This is a genomic window from Achromobacter sp. 413638 (assembly GCF_043119405.1).
GTDB lineage: Bacteria > Pseudomonadota > Gammaproteobacteria > Burkholderiales > Burkholderiaceae_B > Achromobacter.
Genome location: NZ_JBICCO010000007.1, coordinates 19,939 through 35,110, shown reverse-complemented (window position 1 = coordinate 35,110; position 15,172 = coordinate 19,939). Strand labels below are relative to the sequence as shown.

The following is a 15,172-nucleotide window of genomic DNA, read 5'->3' as shown; positions in this document are numbered from 1 at the left end:
CGATCATGAAAGCGCCCGCCTTCCGCTACCTGGCGCCCGACACGCTGGCCGAAGCGCTGCGGCTGCTGGCCCGGGAGCAGAACGCCCGCGTCCTGGCGGGCGGGCAGTCGCTCGTGGCCATGCTGAACATGCGCTTCGCCTTTCCCGATTGCCTCATCGACATCAACCGGGTGGCGGAACTGGCCTATCTGCGCGAATCGGACGGCGGCATCGAGATCGGCGCCATGACGCGGCAGCGCGATGTGGAGTTCTCGCCGTTGGTTGCCCGGCGCCTGCCGCTGTGGCGCGAAGCCATCCTGCAGGTCGGGCATCGCCAGACCCGCAACCGGGGCACCGTCGGCGGCAGCCTGTGCCAGCTGGATCCGTCCGCCGAGCTGCCGACCGTGGCGCTGGCGATGGACGCCGAACTGACGGCGGCCAGCGTGCGCGGCCAGCGGCGGCTGCGGATGGCGGATTTCTTCGCGGGCTACATGACGCCGGCGCTGGAGGCCGATGAGATGCTGACGTGCATCCGCGTCCAGCCCTGGCCCGCCGGACATGGCCATGCCTTCCTCGAATTCGCCCGCCGTTGCGGGGACTTCGCCATCGTCTCGGTCGCGGCGCTGGTCGCGCTCGATGCATCCGGGCGGCTGGCGCGCGTCTCGCTGACGCTGGGCGGCGTGGCCGCCGCGCCGCTGCGCATGCCCGAGGTGGAAGCGGCGCTGACGGGCGGCCAAGGCGCGCAAGACGATCTGGACCAGGCGGCGCGCCTGTGCGGCGAGGTCGTCGCGACGGGCGACAGCCAGGTGCCCGCCTGGTATCGCCAGCGCCTGGCCGGGGTGCTGGCGCGGCGCGCATTGGCGCAGGCCATCGCGCGCGCCCGCGCCCACGATGAGAGGGAACCATGAGCAGGCACGACGAGGCACAGGCGCTGCCCATCCGGCTGCGCGTCAATGGCGCATCCCGGCAGGGACGCGCCGAGCCGAGGATGAATCTGGCGGATTTCCTGCGTGGCGAGCTGGGCATGACCGGCACCCATGTGGGCTGCGAACATGGCGTGTGCGGCGCGTGCACCGTGCTGGTGGATGGCTGTTCGGCGCGCGGCTGCCTGATGCTGGCGGTGCAGGCCGAGGGGCGCGAGATCGGCACGGTGGAAGGGCTGGCGCGGCCCGACGGTTCCTTGCATCCGATCCAGCAGGCTTTCCATGAATTGCACGGCCTGCAGTGCGGGTTCTGCACGCCGGGAATCCTGATGTCGGTGGCGGAGCTGCTGGCCCATGAACCGGATCCGGACGAGGCGCAGATCCGTGATGTGTTGTCCGGCCACTTGTGCCGTTGCACCGGCTACCAGAACATCGTGGATGCGGTACTGCTGGCCGCGCGGCTGATGCGCGGGGGTGGCGCATGAGCAGCGACGCTCCGGTCGAATCCGCCGCGGCCACCGGGATGGGGGCGGGCACGCCCCGGATCGAGGATGCGGCCCTGCTGCGGGGCGAGGCGCGCTTCCTGGACGACATTCCGGTGGCGATGCCATTGCACGCCTGTTTCGTGCGCAGCCCCCATGCGCACGCCCGCATCGTGTCGATCGACCTGTCCGCCGCGCGGGCCATGCCGGGCGTGGCGGCCGCCTACGCGGCGGCGGATCTCTATGGCGAGCTGACGGAATGGCGCATGCCGCTGGGATTCGCGCTGGCCGATCTGCCTGCCAACACGACGCCGTTCGTGCTGGCCTCGTCGGAAGTCGCGTTCGCCGGCGAAGCCGTGGCGGTGGTGCTGGCCGACAGCCGGCGCCAGGCCGAGGACGCGGCGGCGGCGGCCCGGGTGGACTATGAGGCGCTGGCGGCCGTGGCCGATTGCCGCGCCGCGCTCGACGAAGGATCGCCGCGCGTGCGCAGCGAGCTGGAATCGAACCTGCTGCAGCGCTATACGCTGGAACACGGGGATTGCGAGGCCGCGTTCGCTGGGGCGGCCTGGGTGTTCGCCGAGCGCTTCTGGACGCATCGAGGCGCCGCGCATCCGATGGAAGGGCGCGGCGTGCTGGCGGCGCCGGACGTGGCCGGCGACGCGCTGACCGTCTGGTCCTCGACGCAGATGGCGCATGAGCTGCACTACGCCATCGCGCTGATGCTGGGCCAGCCCGAGGACCAGCTGCGCGTGATCGCACCCGAGGTGGGCGGCGGCTTCGGCGCGAAGTTCATGATCTATCCGGAGGAGATCGTCGTGCCCGCCGTCGCGCGCAAGCTGGGCAGGGCGGTCAAATGGGTGGAGGACCGGCGCGAGCATTTCCTCAGCGCGATCCAGGAGCGCGATCAGTATTGGAGTGTGGAGTTCGCCGCCGACGCGCGCGGCCAGATCCTGGGCGTGCGCGGCGAGATGGTGCATGACCACGGCGCCTATACGCCGCAGGGAACAAACGTGCCGTATAACTCGGCATCGTCCCTGTCCGGTCCTTACCTGGTGCCGGCCTGTCGGCTGCAGGTGAGCGTGGTCCATACCAACAAGGTGCCCGTGGCCACCGTGCGCGGCGCGGGCTATCCGCAGGCGGCATTCGTGATGGAACGCATGCTGGACCGGATCGCGCAGGGCGTGGGCATCGACCGCGCGGAATGCCGCCGGCGCAACCTGATTCCGGCGGACCAGATTCCCTATGTCAAGCCGCTGAAGTCCAGGGCCGGGGTGCCGCTCACGATCGACAGCGGCGATTTTCCTGCCCTGCAGGCGCGCGCGCTGGCCGAGATCGGCTATGCGGAATTCGACGCGCGCCGGCGCGAGGCGGCCGCGCGCGGTCTGTGTCGTGGCATCGGCCTGGCCAATGGCGTCAAGCCGACGGGGCGCGGGCCGTTCGAGTCCGCGCGGGTCCGTATCGCGCCTTCAGGACAGATTTCGGTCTATACCGGCGCGCTGGCCATGGGGCAGGGCATCGCGACGACCCTGGCGCAGCTGTGCGCGGCGCATTTCGGCGTGGCGGCGCAGGCCGTCCAGGTGCGGGCCGGTGACACCGCGTTCGTCAGCCACGGCATGGGCGGATTCGCCAGCCGCCAGGCCATGATGGCGGGATCGGCGGTGACGCTGGCGGCGAGCCGGGTGCGCGCCAAGGCCTTGCGCAGCGCTGCCGCGCTGCTGAGCGTCGAGGAGGACTGCCTGCTGCTGGCCGATGGCGAGATCAAGACGCCGGACGGCCGGGCGGTCTCGCTGGCGCGGCTGGCCACCTTGTGGAAGGGCGTGCCGGGATACGCGCTGCCGGGTCGCGACGATCCCGGGCTGGACGAGACCGCGCATTTCCATTGCGACGCCCAATCCTACGCCGGCGCCTCGCATGCCTGCGAGGTCGAGGTCGACCCCGGCACCGGGGCGGTGCATCTGCTGCGCTACGTGGCCGTGCACGACAGCGGCCGCATCATCAATCCCGTGCTGGCCGGCGGCCAGGTCCACGGCGGCGTGGCGCACGGCATCGGCAACGCCCTGTTCGAGTGGATGGGCTATGACGCGGGAGCGCAGCCCATCACCACGACCTTCGCCGAGTACCTGTTGCCGACGGCGCCGGAGCTGCCCCGCATCGAAGTGCTGTTCCAGCCGTCGCCCACCACGCTCAATCCCCTGGGCGTCAAGGGCATAGGCGAATGCGCCACGGTGCCGGTGGCCGCCGCCGTGATCGGCGCGGTCGAGGATGCCCTGCGCGCCCATGGCGTGCGGATCGCGGAGTTTCCGCTGACGCCGATGCGTCTTCTGGCCTTGATCGACCAGGGGCGCGGTTCAATCCCTGGAGATTGCTGATGGAGTTCACGAATCGGTTTCATGTGCCCTTGCCGCTGGAGGACGCATGGGTGCTCATGCTGGACGTGCCGCGCATCCTGCCCTGCCTGCCGGGCGCGCGGCTGACCGGGGACTCGGGCGACGGCAAGTACAGCGGTTCCGTGACGCTGCGGCTGGGACCGATCAAGCTCGCCTTCGACGGCCAGGCCGAGCTGTTGCGCCAGGACGACGCCGCGCACATCGCCTGGCTGCGCGGTTCGGGGAGCGATCCCAAGGGGCGCGGCGCGGTCAGCTCGGAGTTCAGCTTCGCGCTCGAGCCGGCGGCGGGCGGCACCGCTGTCGCGGTGACGACCCGGCTGGAACTGTCCGGCTCGGTGGCGCAGTACGGCCGGGGCAGCGGCATGATCACCGAGGTCGCCGCGCGGATCCTGGCGGAGTTCGAGCGCAATCTGTGCGTCATGCTGACACAGGGGGCTGGCGGCGCGGCGGTCGTCACAATGGCTGGCGACGAGCGGCCGGGCGGTGCGGCGGCGGATGCGGGAGGGGCGTCGCCGCGCGAGGCCACGGCGCCAGGGTTTGACGCCGGCCACGGATCGCCGCAGGCGCAGGCGCTGTTGTTCCAGGCGCAGGCGGTGCTGGCCCAGGCCCAGGCGGTGCTGGCGCAGGTCCAGTCCAGGGGGATCGCCAGCCGGCCGGGGCGAGAGCCCAGGCCGTCCGCCGAACTGAACATGCTCAGCATCGGCCTGCGGGCCGTTTGGGCGCGGATCGGATATGGAATTTCCCGGCTGTTTGGCAGGGGGCGATGAGCCGGCGAGCGATGGACGCGGTCGGGATCAGCCGGGATCAGCCGAGACGCGTCCGCCGCGACGGCCGGGGCGACGGCGCCACGCCGATGCGCGGGTCGCGCGCCAGCGTCAGCGAGACCAGCTGTTGCGCGACGGCTTCGAACGATTCGTCCTGCTGCGGGATGTACAGCCATTTCCCGAGCACGGCATGGGGTTGCAGGTTTGGAATGTCGCCGGTCAGCGACGCATGATGCGCCTGGGACGTTCCGACCAGCAGCCCGTCCCAGGGCGCATCGCGATCGGCCGCCACCAGGCAGAGCCGGCCGTCGAGGTAGGCGGCGTCACAGCCGAACATCTTCTTGAGCAGGTAGCCGGGATCACGCTCCAGCGGGTCGAAGATCCACAGCAGCGAGTTGGGGCGCGGGGCGCGCTGCTTCCTGGGCGGGGCGAAAAGAGGCGTGCGGCTGGACATGGCTGGCGGGAGCGGGAGATGCAACCTGGCCAGTGTAAGCCTGGAGCCTGGTCGCGGCTGACGCCTGTCGCTCGCACAGGATGAACGGCGACGACGCTGACGGTACACTGGCTGCTCGTTCAGCCACTGACCTCGGATCATGATCACCATGTCTCGCTGCTTGTCCTACATTGCCCTGTCCGCTCTGCTGACGGCGGGCGCCGCGCATGCCGCGCCCGCGGATTGCCCCGAGGCCGCCGGCATCGTGGCCGCGGCTTACCAGGACGCCTCGGCGCCGGACAAGCTGGGCCGCATCCGCCTGAGCGGCAGCGGCGACGTCATCGCCTTGCAGAGCGGGAATCGCCACAATCCTTTCGCGGTCACCTGCAAGGCCTGGCCGGCCAAGCCCGAGCTGCTGCTGGCCGCCGTGCCGGTGATGCGCGATCTCTCCGGCGCGAAGGCGGCCGACGGCCACGACGGCGACCTGGACGTGCTGGTGCTCGAGCGCGCCACCTTGCAGCCCTTGCGCAAGCGCCGGCTGCCCGGCCTGATGAAGGATGACGCGGTGCGCCTGACCGGCGTCGTGTTCGACACGGCGCGCTACGATCTGTCGCAGGACGAGCGGGCGTTCGGCATACGCGTCACGCGCAGCGCCTCGTCCACCGGCAGCATGCAGGGCGAGACCAGCCTGCGGCTGTTCGTGATGAGCGAGCATGAGCTGCATGTGGTACTGGACGGCCTGCTCGTCAGCCGGCTGCAAGGTGCTTGGGAGAACGAGTGCGACAGCCGCGAGGAAAAACGCGACGTGACGCTGTCCGTCGACGAGGCCAAGAGCGCCGGCTATCAGAATCTGGTCGCCACGGACACGCGTGTATCGCGGGTCTACGCGCCGCAGGGCGCCAAGTGCGTGGATCGGGTGACGGACAAGACCACGGCGCGCCACACGCTGGCCTTCGACGGCAAGACCTATTCGATTCCCGAGTCGCTGCGCGCGCCGGACCGGCGTCTGGGTAACTGAACCGTGTTCCACGAAGGCCGCCTCTTCCCTCGTTGTGCCGTGGCCTGTTTCGGCTCGGCCATGAGCCTTGCGCGTCCCCTGGCCGCCGCGCTTTGTCTTGGCGCGCTCTCGACCCTGTTTGCCGGCGCCGCGCAAGCCGCGCCCGACGCCTGCCCGGACGACGCGGACATCGTCCGCGCCCTCTATCCCGGCGTTCAGGCGCCCGATGCGCGCGGCCGCGTGCATGTGCCCGGCACGGACGCCGTCATCCTGGTCGCCAACGTGGCGGCGGGCGATCCCTTCGGGCTGACCTGCAAGGCCTGGCCGGCCAATCCGGACCTGCTGCTGGTGGCGGTGCCGCTGATGCGTGACCAGTCGGAGGCCGAGGCCGCCGACGGCCACGAGGGCGATCTGGACGTGCTGGTGCTGGAGCGCGCCACGCTCAAGCCGCTGCGCCAGCGCCGGCTGAAGGGGCTGATGATGGACGACGCGGTGGCCCTGACCAGCCTGACGTTCGATACCGCCCGCTATGACCTGATGCCGGACCGGCGCGCCTTCGGCATCCGGATCTCGCGCGCCGCCGGCTCGCGCGTCAGTCTGTATGGAGAATCCAGCCTGCGGCTGTTCGTGATGGGCGAGCGGGAACTGGAGATGGTGCTGGACGGCATGGTGGTCAGCGGGACCCGAGGCGACTGGGACACCCGCTGCGCCGGCGATGTCGAGGAGCGCAAGGTGACGGTGGGCCTGGGCAGCGGCAGCAGCCAGGGCTACCGCGACCTGTCGCTGACCGAGGCGCGCGAGCGGCGCCTGTTCGAAACCCAGGGCGATGATTGCGGCGAGCGCACCGTCGGCAAGGACAAGATCCGGCACACGCTCAGGTTCGAGGGCAAGGGCTATGTGATACCGGAGGCGCTGCGGTCCATGGACCGCGCCTTCGTCGAAGGTAGCGGCCAGCCCTAGGGCTGGCTGCGGGGGGCGGGCGCTAGTCCCGCAAGCGCAGCGCGGCGTCGCGGACCCGCTGTTGCAGCCAGGCCAGCGCGGCGTCGCCGGGCGCGCGCCGGCTGCACACCATATCGATGGAGAAGGGACCAGGGTCCACCTCGGCCGGCAGCGGCCGCAGCGTGAGCCCGTCGCCGGCCAGCCGCGCGGCGGCGCGGCGCGCCAGCGTGGCGATCAGGTCGGTGCCCCGCACCGCGTGCGGCAGCGCCACGATGTGCGCGAAGGTGCAGGCCACGCGCCGCTTGCGGCCCAGGCGCGCCAGGCTGGCGTCGACCACGCCGCGCGCCGAGCCGTCGTCGCTGGGCGTGAACAGGGCGTGGGGCAGGGCCAGATAGCGTTCCAGGTCCAGTTTGCGGCCGCGCAGCGCCGGATGGCGCTGGTCTGCGATGCAGACGAAGCTCTCGTCGTACAGGCGTTCGGACAGCATGCGCTTGGGCGGCGCCAGATGGCCGCCAATGGCCAGGTCCACGCTGCCATTGTCCAATTGTTCATAGAGCTGGGCGCGGTCCAGCCGCGCCACGCGCAGGTCCGCCCCGGGCGCGTCGCGCCGCAGCGCGGCGACGATGTGCGGCACGATGACCACATCGGCGTAATCACTGGCGGCAATGGTGAAGCGGCGGCCCTGCGCCGAGCCCGGATCGAAGGGCGCGCCCTGCGCCAGCGTCTGCCGGATCTGGTCGAGCGCCGCGCTGACGGCGGGCATCAGCGCGTCGGCCTTGGGCGTGGGCTGCATGCCCTCGGCCGTGCGCAGGAACAGCTCGTCCTGGAACAGCCGCCGCAGCCGCCCCAGCGCGCTGCTCACTGAAGGCTGGGCGCGATGGATGCGCTGGCCGGCCAGCGTGACGTTGCGGGTGTCGTACAGGGCCTCGAAGGCGACCAGCAGGTTCAGGTCTATGGCGGAAAGATTCATGCCGTCAATATTACGAATACTGAATATCGATTTCAACAATTTGGCAGGCCCGGCATAGGATGACATGGCTGCGCGCCGGATTGTTGGCCGGATCGGCGCGGCACTGCCTTCTTTCTCATCCGCTTTCAGGACCACGCCATGCCCACCGTGCTGCTCACCGGTATCGAACCCTTCGACGGGGAAACCATCAACCCTTCCTGGGAGGCGGCGCGCCGGCTCGACGGCGCCGTCATCGGCGGCGCCACGGTGGTGGCGCGCCAGCTGCCCTGCGTGTTGAGCGAGGTGCTGGACCGGCTGCACGGCGCGCTGGAAGAGACGCGGCCGGACCTGGTGGTGTGCCTGGGCCAGGCCAGCGGCCGGTCCGACGTGTCGGTCGAGCGGGTGGCCATCAACCTGGTGGACGCGCGCATTCCCGACAACGCCGGCCGCCAGCCCATCGACGAGCCGGTGATCGCCGGCGGCCCGGGCGCGTATTTCTCGACGCTGCCGGTCAAGGCCATCGTGCGCGCGCTGCGCCAGGGCGGCGTGCCGGCCTCGGCCTCGCTGACGGCGGGCACCTACAACTGCAACGCCATCTTCTACGGCCTGTCGCACTACATCGCCACCCGGCGGCCCGAGCTGCGCGGTGGTTTCGTGCACGTGCCGTACCTGCCGGAAATGGCGGCCGCGCATCCCGGTCAGCCCAGCATGGCGCTGGATACGCTGGTGGCCGGCGTGCGGCTGCTGATCGCCACCGCGCTGGAGGTGCGCACCGACATCCGCGTCGTTGGCGGCGCGGTCAACTGAAAGGGGGCGCGATGAGCAAGGGATATGCGGACGCGGCCGCGTTCGAGCTGGACGGCGCGCCGTTCCGTCATGCGCGGGTCGAGGTGGACGGGCTGGGCTATCACGTGGTGGAGGGCGGCGAGGGTCCGGCGCTGATCCTGCTGGCCGGTTTTCCGCAGAGCTGGTACGCGTGGCGGCGGGTGATGCCGCTGCTGGCGCCGCACTTCCGCGTGTACGCGGTGGACCTGCCGGGCCAGGGCGATTCCGACAAGCCGCTGGACGGCTATGACACGCGCACCGCCGGCGAGCGGCTGCGCGCCTTGTTCCACACGCTGGGACTGACGCGTTATGCGCTCGCCGGCCACGATATCGGCGCCTGGATCGCCTATCCGTATGCCGCGCGCCATGCCGACGAGGTGGAGCGGGTGGTGCTGCTGGACGCCAACATTCCCGGCGTGACGCTCAAGCCCGCCATCGAGCTGGGGCCGGACAACTGGAAGAGCTGGCACTTCCTGTTCAACTCGGTGCCGGATCTGCCCGAGGCGCTGCTGCAGGGGCGCGAGCGCATCCTGATCGAGTGGTTCTTCAGCCGCAAGACGGCCAACAAGCCCGGCGTGTTCAGCGCCGCCGACATCGACGAGTACGAACGCGTCTACCAGACGCTGGGCGGCCTGCGCGGCATGCTGGGCTACTACCGCGCGGCGCACCAGGACGCCTTGCAGAACCGCGAGCTGCGCGACGCGCCATTGACGGTGCCGGTGCTGGCGCTGGGCGGAGACCGGGGCAGCGCGCCCAATCTGTACGAGGCGTTGAAACCGCTGGCGCGCGACCTGCAGGGCGGGGTGTTGAGCGACTGCGGCCATTACATACCGGAAGAGCAGCCGCGCGAGCTGGCGCGCAGGATGCTGGCGTTCCTGCGGGGATAGCGCGGCGACCGGGGCGAGGCGATCGGCGCCAGGCGGAACGCGCCAACAAAAACGCCGGAGCCTGCGCTCCGGCGTTCCCGCTTGATCAACCGCGATCCAGGCTCAGCTGCCCACCGCCGTGCCGTCCTGCTTCCAGATCACCACCGTGGCCGGGCGCGGCCGGGTGGCGCTGGCGCCGTCCGGCCATTTCGAGGCGATCAGCGGATTGTTCTGCGCATCCGTCACGCTCGGGCCTTCGCCCGGGTGCTGGATGTTGATGAACAGATACTTCAGGTCCGGCGTCCAGGTCAGGCCCGTCACTTCGCAACCGACCGGGCCGGTCATGAAGCGGCGGATTTCCTTGCTGCCCGTGTTGGCGACCAGCATCTGGTTGTTGCCCTGGCCGGCGTAGGCGCCGGTGTTGGAGTAGTTGCCGTCGGTCTCGATCCACAGCAGGCCGCGCTTGTCGAAAGCCAGGCCGTCGGGGCTGTTGAAGGTGTTCTCGGCGGTGACGTTGGCCGAGCCGCTGCGCAGGTCGGTGCGCGGATACAGCGTGGGGTTGCCGGCCAGCACGAAGATGTCCCATTCGAAACTCAGCGAAGCCGGGTCGCCGCTCTTTTCGCGCCAGCGCACGATCTGGCCGTAGACGTTGTTGGCGCGCGGGTTGGCGTCGTTCGGGCCGGGGTGCTTGGTGCCGGGGTAACGGTCGTTGCCGCTGCCGCGCGAGCTGTTGTTGGTCAGCGTGACGTAGGCCTCGCGCGTCACCGGGTGGGTGGTGATCCACTCGGGGCGGTCCATCGGCGTGGCGCCCACGGCGTCGGCCGCCTGGCGGGTCTTGACCAGCAGTTCGCCCATGTCCTGGTTGAACAGCGCGCCCAGCGTGCCGCCGGCCAGCGCCGGAGTGTCCAGCTTGAGCGGGATCCATTCGCCCACGCCCATGGCGTCACCCTGCGCGGCGCCGTCCAGGAAGCGCGCCACGTACAGCGTGCCCTTGTCCAGCAGCAGGCGGTTCAGCGCCGGGCGGGCCGGATCGTACTTGCCGTCGGAGACGAACTTGTAGATGTACTCGCTGGCCTGGTCGTCGCCCATGTAGACCACGACGCGCTTGTCATCGGCCAGCGTCATGGCGGCGTTTTCGTGCTTGAAGCGGCCCAGCGCGGTCAGCTTCTTGGGCGTGGAGTTCGGATCGAACGGGTCGATCTCCACGATCCAGCCGCAGCGGTTGTATTCGTTGGGCTCGATCGACCAGTTGAAGCGGTCGTCGAAGTAGTCCCAGCGGTACGAGCTGCTGGAGGTCTTGCCCGTGCCCTTGTAGCGCTCCATGTGGCGCTGGTACTCGGTGTCGGGGTAGTTCACCGAGGCGGGCGCGGCGTTGCTGATGCCGAAGTAGTCGGTGAAGTTCTCTTCACAGGTGAGGTAGGTGTTCCACAGCGTGTAGCCATTGCCGCAGTTGCCGAAGGTGCCGAAGCAGCGCGTGCCGGACGGGTCCGCGTTGGTCTTGACCAGGCGGCTGCCGGCGGCCGGGCCGACCAGTTGCATGGCGACATTGGCGTTGACGCTGCGGTTGAACGGCGAATCCAGCACCGGCTCCCACTTGCCGTTGTTCAGGCGGATGTGCAGCACCGACACGCCATGCGCGTGCTGCGACTTGCGCACCCAGTCCAGGTTCCACTGGGCGTTGCCCGGCACCACGCCCACAGGGTAGAAGTACTCCGGCGTGGTGTATTCGTGGTTGGTGACCATCAGGCCTTCGACGCTGCTGCCCGTGGCGCTGTCGGTGCCGTCGATGGGGAAGAAGTGCATGCCGTCATGGTTGTAGCCGATCTGGCGCGCCTGATCGGCGCCGCCGTTGCTGGCGTCGGCCTTGAAGGCGGGCGCGCCGGCGAACAGCGGATCGCCCCAGCGGTTGAGCACGGCGTACTGGTAGCCCTCGGGCACCACGACGGTGTCGGCCGTGCTCACGGGCACGGCCTTGAAGTTCAGGTCGACCGGCTTGGGCTGCTCCGGCGTGGGCTTGCCCGGCGTCGTGGGCTTGGCGGGAGAATCATCATCGTCATCGCTGCCACAGGCGGTCAGGCCCGCGCCCATGAAGCCGACCGCGCCGGCGCCCAGACCGGCCTTCAGGAAGCCGCGGCGCGACAGCACGCGGCTCACCACGTCGTTGAAATGGGGTGCGGTGGACGCGTTGGACGGGATGTCGTCCAGATCCGGAGTGCTCATCAGTGTTCCCGTGATGTGTCATTCGTGTGACAGACGCCACCTCGGCGCTGCCTGCGAGCATCATCGTTCGGGAACATTGCCCGGGAATGACAGCAAACTGAAAGCGTTAAGACAGCGGGGCCGGGCGGATGAACTGCTGTTCTGTGACCGTCGAACCCCATTGCTCGCCGGCTTCCTCGCGCACCAGCTGGAAGCCGACTGATTCATACAGCTTGCGGGCCGCATCGAGTCCCTTGAAGGTCCAGAGCCGGGTGGCGGCGAAGCCGAGCCGGTCGCAGTAGGCCACGGCCTCGGCCAACAGCTGGCGGCCCACGCCGCTGCCGCGACAGCCGTCGTCCAGGATGAACCAGCGCAGGTGCGCGTGGTTGTTGCCCAGGTCCTGGCCGTCGATGGCGACCGAGCCGACGATGCGGTCGTTCAGCAGCGCCAGCCAGACATGGTTGCCGGTCTGGTTGAGCCGGCCGGCGAATTCGGCCACGCCGGTCGCGACCTGGCTTTCGAAGAACTGGCCGAAGCCCGCGTGGCGCGCGTAGAACGCGGCGTGCATCTCGGTGATGCGGCCGATCATGCCGGGCTGGTAGCCGGCGTGGATCGTGATCGGATTGGATGCGCCGGGCCGGAACGCCTCGTCGTTTTCGCGGCAGGCCTGCAAGGCCTGGGCATAGGCGCCCAGACCCTGGGCCACGGCCTGGCGCTGCGAGGGATTGAGCCGCGCCATCGCGGTGTTGACCTGCATCCGGCCATAGGCGTGGATCTGGTCCACCTTGCGCTTGCCGGCCCGGGTCAGCGACAGCTGCTTGACGCGGGCGTCGTCGCCGGCCACGGCTTCCTCCAGCTCGCCGGCCTCGATCAGCTTGGCCAGCATGCGGCTGATGCTGGACTTGTCCAGGCCCAGGAAGGGCGCGAGCTGCGCCGCCGTCATGGCGCCGCGCGCGTCGATCTCCAGCAGCGTGTGCACCGCCGAGGCGGAATGGCCGCTGGCCGCCAGCGTGGACTGCATGAAGCCGAGTTCGCGGACCATGCTGCGGGACGCGGCGCGGATGTCTTCGACGAGGGATGGGTCGGTGCTCATGGCGGCTCCATGGTGGGGCGGTGCAGGATTGGTTGTATCATACAACTAATATTCTGGCCGCGTCCAGCATCGTGCAATGGCAAGGGGCCGCCCGGAGCCGGCGGCCGGTCTTCAGGCGGAATCGAACAGGCGCAGGATGGCGTCGCGCGCGTGGACAGTGCGCGGATTGCGCATCGCGCCCTTGTTCCAGACCAGGTACAGATCATTGCGCTGTGCGACCGCGCGGCGCGGGGCCAGGGCGGCCAGGCGGCCGGCCTTGAGGGCAGGCGCGCACAGATAGTCGGGCAGGACGGACCAGCCGTGGCCCGCGATCACCAGGTCCTGGATGATGCGCAGGTCCGGGATGGTCATGGCCGCCTGCAAGGCGGGGGGCAGGCGGAACATCGCGTTCCAGACAGGTCGCACCAGGGGCAGGTCCTCGTCGTAGGCGATGAGGGGCAGCGATGCCAGTCCGGCGGCCAGGGCGCGCTTGTCCAGGCTGGCCGCCAGCGCGGGCGCGAGCACCAGCTGGAACCGCTCGGTGAGCAGTCTGGCGTAGCCATGCGCGCGCTCGTCGGGCAGGGACGCGGTGACGGCCAGGTCGGCGCTGGCGTCGCCGAGCAGGCCGTAGATGCGTTCGCGGTTGCCGGTGTGCACGCGGATCCGCAGGCCTTGCTCCATGAGCGGCGCCAGTCCGTCGGCCAGCCGCGCGGCGATGAAGTCGGCGGGGCCGGCGATGTGCAGCGTGCCGGACAGGTCGCCGCCCAGCTTGTAGCTGGCCAGGCGGGCTTGCAAGCCGTCGAGCATGGGGCCGACGGCGCGCGCCAGTTCATGGGCGGCGTCGGTGGGGGTGACGCCGCGCGCCCGCCGCAGGAACAGCGGCTTGCCGACGAAGGCTTCCAGCGCCTGGATGTGCAGGGACGCTGCCGGCTGGGTCATGCCCAGGCGTTCGGCGGCCCGCGAGAAGGATGAGAGCCGATAGGCCTCGATGAAGGTATGCAGATGATCCAGGTGGCTCATGGCGTCGTGCCGCCGGGCGGCGCGTGGTGGCCCCAGCCATAAGAAAAATTGGCCTGAGGGCATGAAATCATCATTTTATCTATCGATGGCGCTTGCCTAGAGTGTGCGCGTGTCTTGATTCACGCTTCATCCTCAGAGGGTCCATCATGCCGTTCGTGGTTTATCTTTTCGCGCTCAGCGCATTCGCGCTGGGCCTGGCCGAGTTCGTGCCGATCGGGTTGGCGCTCGCCATCGCCCGGGGGCTGCAGGTCGGCGTCGGGCAGGCGGGCAGCGCCGTGACGCTGTACGCGCTGGGCGCGACCTTCGCCGCGCCGGTGTTGAGCGCCGTGACGGCCGGCTGGCCGCGCCGGCGCGCCGTGCTGGCGGCGATGCTGGCGTTTGCGGCGGGCAGCCTGGCCGCCGCGCTGGCCCCCGACCTGGCGTCCATGCAGGCGGCGCGTTTCGTCGCCGGCATGGGACATGGCCTGTTTCTCGCCGTCGCGTCCGCCGCCGCCGCGCAGCTGGCGGGAGACGCCAAGGCCGGCCGCGCCGTGGCCGTGGTGTTCGCGGGCTTCACGGCCGCGATGGCGATCGGCGTTCCGGTCGGTGCCTATATCGGCGAGACGATCTCCTGGCGGCTCGTGCTGGCGGCGATCGCGGCTTGCGGCGGCGTGGGATGCGCGGGGCTGCTGTGGGGCATGAAAGCGCAGCCCGCTACGGACGCGGCGCGCGGCGCGGGGTCGGCGGGGCGGGCGCTGAAGACGCTGCTGCATCCGGCCTTGCTGGCCGCCACGGCGGTGACGGTGCTGGCCTACGCGGGATCGTTCTCGGCCTATACGTACGTCGCGCCGCTCCTGCTGGACACGACAGGCGTTGATGTCCGCGCCGTGGGGATGTACATGCTGGCCTACGGGCTGTTCGCCGCCATCGGCAATGCGCTGGGCGGCAGGTTGACCGACAGCCTCGGCGTGCAGCGCGCCAGTGTGGCCATCGTGGCGGGCATCGGCGCGGCGTCCCTGGGCATGTGGGCGGGCGCGCGTTCGCCAGTGGCGATGGGCGTGGCGGTCGCTGTGCTGGGCTTGTTCACCTATGCGGCGGTGCCCGCGCTGCAGGCCCGGCTGATGGGCATCGCCAGGCTGCGCGCGCCGCAGGCGCAGGGCGTGGCCGCCGGGTTGAACATCGCGGGCTTTAATTCCGGCATCGCGTTGGGCGCTTGGGCGGGCGGTCTGACTCTGGGGCTGTCGGGGGTGGCCCGAGTCGGACTGGCCGGCGGGCTGCTCGCGTTGCTGGGGCTGGCGCTGCTGCTGTGGCAGGCACGCACGCCGGTCAGTGTTGCTGACGAATGCCTGAATGAGTAA

General features: G+C 70.1%; 14 protein-coding genes. 9 read left to right on the top strand and 5 right to left on the bottom strand.

Annotated features, from left to right (window positions below):
• Window positions 1-5 precede the first annotated feature (5 nt).
• From ACEU5R_RS04825 to ACEU5R_RS04810, 4 genes are read left to right on the top strand one after another with little or no spacing between them, the layout of a single operon-like run.
• Complete coding sequence (locus ACEU5R_RS04825) at window positions 6-887, top strand: FAD binding domain-containing protein (protein WP_392409290.1); 882 nt, start codon at window positions 6-8, stop codon at window positions 885-887.
• Complete coding sequence (locus tag ACEU5R_RS04820; protein ID WP_392409289.1) at window positions 884-1,387, top strand: (2Fe-2S)-binding protein; 504 nt, start codon at window positions 884-886, stop codon at window positions 1,385-1,387. Before ACEU5R_RS04825 ends, ACEU5R_RS04820 begins: the two co-directional genes overlap by 4 nt.
• Window positions 1,384-3,753 (top strand): xanthine dehydrogenase family protein molybdopterin-binding subunit, encoded by a 2,370-nt coding sequence (locus ACEU5R_RS04815; RefSeq protein WP_392409287.1) that lies wholly within the window; start codon window positions 1,384-1,386, stop codon window positions 3,751-3,753. The genes ACEU5R_RS04820 and ACEU5R_RS04815 overlap by 4 nt, the downstream gene beginning before the upstream one ends.
• Window positions 3,753-4,538, top strand: a complete 786-nt coding sequence (locus ACEU5R_RS04810; protein WP_392409286.1) for an SRPBCC family protein — start codon at window positions 3,753-3,755, stop codon at window positions 4,536-4,538. The genes ACEU5R_RS04815 and ACEU5R_RS04810 overlap by 1 nt, the downstream gene beginning before the upstream one ends.
• Window positions 4,539-4,575: 37 nt before the next feature.
• On the opposite strand, the gene ACEU5R_RS04805 is transcribed toward ACEU5R_RS04810, so the two are convergent.
• On the bottom strand, window positions 4,576-4,989 hold the full coding sequence (locus ACEU5R_RS04805) for a hypothetical protein (RefSeq protein WP_392409285.1): 414 nt from the start codon (window positions 4,987-4,989) through the stop codon (window positions 4,576-4,578).
• Window positions 4,990-5,137: 148 nt separating this feature from the next.
• On the opposite strand from ACEU5R_RS04805, the gene ACEU5R_RS04800 reads away from it, so the two are divergent.
• Both ACEU5R_RS04800 and ACEU5R_RS04795 read left to right on the top strand, forming a co-directional pair.
• On the top strand, window positions 5,138-5,986 hold the full coding sequence (locus ACEU5R_RS04800) for a hypothetical protein (protein WP_392409284.1): 849 nt from the start codon (window positions 5,138-5,140) through the stop codon (window positions 5,984-5,986).
• Window positions 5,987-6,046: 60 nt separating this feature from the next.
• Window positions 6,047-6,925: a hypothetical protein gene (locus ACEU5R_RS04795; protein ID WP_103274311.1), complete on the top strand. Its 879-nt coding sequence runs from the start codon at window positions 6,047-6,049 to the stop codon at window positions 6,923-6,925.
• 22 nt (window positions 6,926-6,947) lie between these two features.
• Here the strand turns inward: ACEU5R_RS04795 and ACEU5R_RS04790 are convergent, their stop codons facing one another.
• The gene (locus ACEU5R_RS04790; RefSeq protein WP_392409283.1) at window positions 6,948-7,874 is read right to left on the bottom strand and encodes a LysR substrate-binding domain-containing protein; all 927 of its coding nucleotides are present in this window, start codon (window positions 7,872-7,874) and stop codon (window positions 6,948-6,950) included.
• A gap of 138 nt (window positions 7,875-8,012) precedes the next feature.
• On the opposite strand from ACEU5R_RS04790, the gene pcp reads away from it, so the two are divergent.
• On the top strand, window positions 8,013-8,660 hold the full coding sequence (pcp, locus tag ACEU5R_RS04785) for a pyroglutamyl-peptidase I (RefSeq protein WP_392409282.1): 648 nt from the start codon (window positions 8,013-8,015) through the stop codon (window positions 8,658-8,660).
• An 11-nt stretch (window positions 8,661-8,671) separates the two neighbouring features.
• On the top strand, window positions 8,672-9,565 hold the full coding sequence (locus ACEU5R_RS04780; protein ID WP_103274314.1) for an alpha/beta fold hydrolase: 894 nt from the start codon (window positions 8,672-8,674) through the stop codon (window positions 9,563-9,565).
• A gap of 102 nt (window positions 9,566-9,667) precedes the next feature.
• Here ACEU5R_RS04780 and ACEU5R_RS04775 read toward each other — a convergent pair whose 3' ends face one another.
• The 3 genes from ACEU5R_RS04775 to ACEU5R_RS04765 all read right to left on the bottom strand — a co-directional run bounded on the left by ACEU5R_RS04775 (window position 9,668) and on the right by ACEU5R_RS04765 (window position 13,835).
• On the bottom strand, window positions 9,668-11,764 hold the full coding sequence (locus ACEU5R_RS04775; protein ID WP_103274315.1) for a PhoX family phosphatase: 2,097 nt from the start codon (window positions 11,762-11,764) through the stop codon (window positions 9,668-9,670).
• A gap of 106 nt (window positions 11,765-11,870) precedes the next feature.
• Entirely contained in the window at window positions 11,871-12,836 is a 966-nt protein-coding gene (locus tag ACEU5R_RS04770) for a helix-turn-helix domain-containing GNAT family N-acetyltransferase (RefSeq protein WP_103274316.1), read from the bottom strand.
• Between the two features lie 111 nt (window positions 12,837-12,947).
• Entirely contained in the window at window positions 12,948-13,835 is an 888-nt protein-coding gene (locus tag ACEU5R_RS04765) for a LysR family transcriptional regulator (protein ID WP_392409281.1), read from the bottom strand.
• Window positions 13,836-13,981: 146 nt separating this feature from the next.
• Between ACEU5R_RS04765 and ACEU5R_RS04760 the strand changes: the two genes are divergently transcribed.
• Window positions 13,982-15,172: an MFS transporter gene (locus ACEU5R_RS04760; protein WP_392409280.1), complete on the top strand. Its 1,191-nt coding sequence runs from the start codon at window positions 13,982-13,984 to the stop codon at window positions 15,170-15,172.